Below are 3,881 nucleotides of genomic sequence, written 5' to 3' on the forward strand. Positions count from 1 at the left end.
GGGGGAAAATTCAGGTACTTTTTCCCTGAAAATTAGGTAGTTGACCACCTGAAAATCGGTAAAACCCATCCCCCATCCCCCATCCCCCATCCCCCAACCCCCAACCCCCACCGAAAAACTTTTTCAGCAGACCCTAGATAGACAAGCTGACCGATTAAAAGATTATGCTGTTGCTAGAGGCTACAAAATCTACAAAGTTGTCAAAGAAGTAGGCAGTGGATTAGACGATAATCGCCAACAACTAGCCAAAATTCTAGTTGACCCCAATTATAATGTTTTAATTGTTGAACACAAAGAGCGTCTAGCCAGATTTGGGACTAATTATCTAGAAATCTTGTTAAAAGAACTAGATAAAAAAGTGGAGATTGTCAATCAAAGTGAGGATAAGCAAGATGAGTTGATGTCAGATTTAATAGCCATTATTACTTCTTTTTGTTCTCGAATTTACGGATTAAGAAGGTCGAAAAGAAAGACAGAAAAGATTATAGCTGAGTTAAAAGACAACGAATAATAATGTTAGTAGCAGAAAGACACATTATCAAGAAAGGACATCCATTTGGGGCTGAGATAGATAATTGATCTTGGCAGTCTAAAAATCTTGACAACTCAGCCAATTATTTAATCCGACATAATCTTTAGATAGGCGGAAAAAATCACCATTTTATATTGTTATGTTGGTTCAATAATTTTTATCCCTGCTCTAAATTCCCGCAGTGCTTGAGAGTGATAGAATGGATTTATGTCTGAGTTACAAAGATGTAATTTTAGGGATTGAATTAAAAGTATGGCGGGATAAAAAACGCGATCCGCAACCTGATGGAATTGAACAATTAAAGTCTTATTTAGGGCGTTTGGGGGTAGATTTTGGTTGGTTATTTATCTTTGATAGGCGGAAAAATGCTTTACCAATGGAAGAAAGGTTATCAACTGAGGTTGTGGTGACGGAAAATCAATATAGAATTACTGTGATATTGCTTGCCCTCTCAAAGTGACAAACTGGATGCCGAAGATATATCCGCAGAAAAAAGCTGATATCTGACGACTTTAAGATAGTTTACGGTTCACTGCCACGATTGCGCCAGACTTGCCAACCGACGTAACCGAGGAGGAGAGTCGCACCAAAGGCAAAACCCCAACCACTGGGAACATTGGAGAAACCGAGGGCTAAACTGCCCACCCAGAGGGTTAGGGCATAGATAAATAACACTGTCAGACGGTGAGAGATACCAGCTTTCAGTAAACGGTGGTGTAAATGACGTTTATCAGCCACAAAAGGGGATTTTCCGCGTTTGAGACGGGAAATAATCACCGTGGACATATCGAGGAGAGGAACCGCGAGGATGAGATAGGGTAATAGGACGGCGGTAACGGCAACGGTAGTCACAGCAGTGGTTTTAGCCAATCCAATCACCGCCACACCCGCCAGGGTAAAACCCATAAAATAGGCTCCACCATCCCCCATAAAAATTTGGGCGGGATTAAAATTGTAACGCAGAAAACCCAAAGCCCCACCCGCTAAAGCGGCGGCGATAATAGCGGCGGCCGGTTGTCCCATCACCAAAGTTACAATCAAAATCACCACGGCAGATATACCCGAAACTCCCGCCGCTAATCCATCTAAACCGTCAATCCAGTTAATCGCGTTAGCCATCCCCACTAACCAGAGGAGAGTAATCGGTAAACTTAGCCAATGAATTTGTAATAAATCGCCGAAGGGAATAGAGAGGAAATCGATCCTTACCCCGGCTTGCCAAGCTAGAAAAGCGACGCTAAACTGCATTACCAAACGATTGAGCGGCGAAAGATTAAAAAGATCATCCGCTAGACCGATGAGGAAAAAGCCCAAACCGCCTAGGGTTACGCCCCAAACTTCCCATTCTCGATCGCTGTTTAAACCGGCAAACCCTCCCAACCACCAAACGATCAGGAGTGCAGTTAAAGCGCCGACAAAAATCGAAACTCCCCCCAGTCGAACCATAGGCTTTTCATGGACCTTCCTTTCGTTGGGTTTATCGACGTAACCGCTTTTCAGTCCGACGGTTCTGACGAGGGGGGTACTCCAAAGTACCACGGTATGGGCGATCAGAAAAGCAATTAGATAGTATAAATCTCCAGACATGGGAATTGGGGGGGCGATTTAGTTCACAATTGGCAACTGACAGGCAATCGCCAATTATGAATTTTTATTATCTCTCGTTTTAGGCCAAGGCGGGGACGGAAATATGGAGATGGGGATAGAGGGGGAAGCTTTCACAGAGTTTCGCTACCCGTTGACGGCAAGCATTTCTCAGGTCTTCATCACTGGGATTAAGGAGAATATCGGCGATAATGTTGCCAATCTCGATAAATTCCGTTTCTCCTAGTCCCCTGGTGGTCATAGCCGGGGAACCCAAGCGCAGACCACTGGTGACAAAGGGAGACTCGGGATCGAAGGGAACAGTGTTTTTATTAGCGGTAATATTGATGGTACTCACTAAGCGATCGGCTTCTTTCCCGGTCATGCCCACGGATCTTAAATCGAGTAACATCAAGTGATTATCCGTACCATCAGTGACAATTTTAATCCCTCTAGCCTTCAACTGACCGGCCAAAGCTTGGGCATTAGCGATTACTTGGCCCGAATAGATTTTAAACTCCGGTTTCAGGGCCTCCCCAAAAGCCACCGCTTTCGCCGCGATCACGTGTTCTAGGGGACCGCCTTGGGTACCGGGGAAGACGGATTTATCGAATTTTTTGCCTAATTCCTCGTCTTTGGTCATAATTAACCCCCCCCTAGGACCGCGCAGGGTTTTGTGAGTGGTGGTAGTTACCACATCACAGTGGGGTAGGGGGTTAGGATGATGACCAGTGGCCACTAAACCGGCAATATGGGCGATATCTGCCATCAGGTAGGCCCCCACTGCGTCAGCGATAGCGCGGAATTTCTCGAAATCAATCTGGCGCGAGTAGGCAGAATAACCGCAGATAATTAGTTTGGGTTTTTCCTTGCGGGCGATGTCAAGGATGAGATCGTAGTCAAGGCGTTCGCTTTCGGGACTTACTCCGTACTGTACTACTCGGAACCATTTCCCGGAAACGTTAACAGGGGAACCGTGGGTAAGATGACCACCGTGGGAGAGATCCATACCCATAATCGTATCGCCGGGCTGCAAGAGGGTCAGGAAAACGGCGAAATTAGCTTGGGCCCCGGAGTGGGGTTGTACGTTAGCGTGGTTTGCCCCAAATAGTCGTTTAACCCGATCGATCGCTAATTGTTCCGCTTCGTCAACGTATTCGCAACCACCATAGTAGCGTTTTTTGGGCAGTCCTTCGGCGTATTTGTTGGTTAAAACCGAACCCTGGGCGGCCATGACGGCAGCCGAGGTAAAGTTTTCACTAGCGATTAGTTCTAGGTGATCTCTTTGACGTTGCAGTTCTTTTTGCAGAATCCCCGCGATCGCTGGATCGGTCAAGGATAGTATATCTAAGTTCGTATCAGTCACGGTTACTCGATCCTTTCTTTAACAATTTACCTGTAATCATTGGGTCACTTTCTCCATTTTGGCACAGTCTCTAATCTTCCGACACACCAGTGAGCTTAATTGCTTCTCTTCGGGATCGATCATCAATTGTCAACTGTTAGCGGTAAAATCTTCATTTTTAGTCAATAAGTGATAGTAATATTAACGTCAGTTCGGGTTAAGCAGATTGGGTGCATCTCACATTTGCAGAAATACCGATAATCAGCAATTATCAGTGACTTTTAAATAGGGTTTGCTGAATAAATCTAAAAACCTTATCCAACAAGGTTTTTAGACTTTTTTTCCCTCAAAAAGTGCCGACCCTTGGAGTGATTGGGGGGAAAATTCAGGGACTTTTTCCCTGAAAATTAGGTAATTGAC

General features: G+C 45.1%; 3 protein-coding genes and 1 pseudogene. 2 read left to right on the forward strand and 2 right to left on the reverse strand.

Annotation, left to right across the window (positions count from 1 at the left end; translation table 11 throughout):
• The first annotated feature begins 88 nt into the window (after positions 1–88).
• Positions 89–511, forward strand: a complete 423-nt coding sequence (locus tag IM319_RS05765) for an IS607 family transposase (protein ID WP_287734971.1) — start codon at positions 89–91, stop codon at positions 509–511.
• A gap of 211 nt (positions 512–722) precedes the next feature.
• A pseudogene (locus IM319_RS05770) lies at positions 723–992 on the forward strand (hypothetical protein); the annotation flags it as partial.
• A gap of 62 nt (positions 993–1,054) precedes the next feature.
• On the opposite strand, the gene IM319_RS05775 reads toward IM319_RS05770, so the two are convergent.
• On the reverse strand, positions 1,055–2,119 hold the full coding sequence (locus tag IM319_RS05775) for a glycosyltransferase family 4 protein (protein WP_002732067.1): 1,065 nt from the start codon (positions 2,117–2,119) through the stop codon (positions 1,055–1,057).
• Positions 2,120–2,198: 79 nt separating this feature from the next.
• Complete coding sequence (glyA, locus tag IM319_RS05780) at positions 2,199–3,482, reverse strand: serine hydroxymethyltransferase (RefSeq protein ID WP_287674407.1); 1,284 nt, start codon at positions 3,480–3,482, stop codon at positions 2,199–2,201.
• Positions 3,483–3,881 lie beyond the last annotated feature (399 nt).

This window comes from Microcystis sp. M113S1 (assembly GCF_020246945.1).
Classification (GTDB): Bacteria; Cyanobacteriota; Cyanobacteriia; order Cyanobacteriales; family Microcystaceae; genus Microcystis.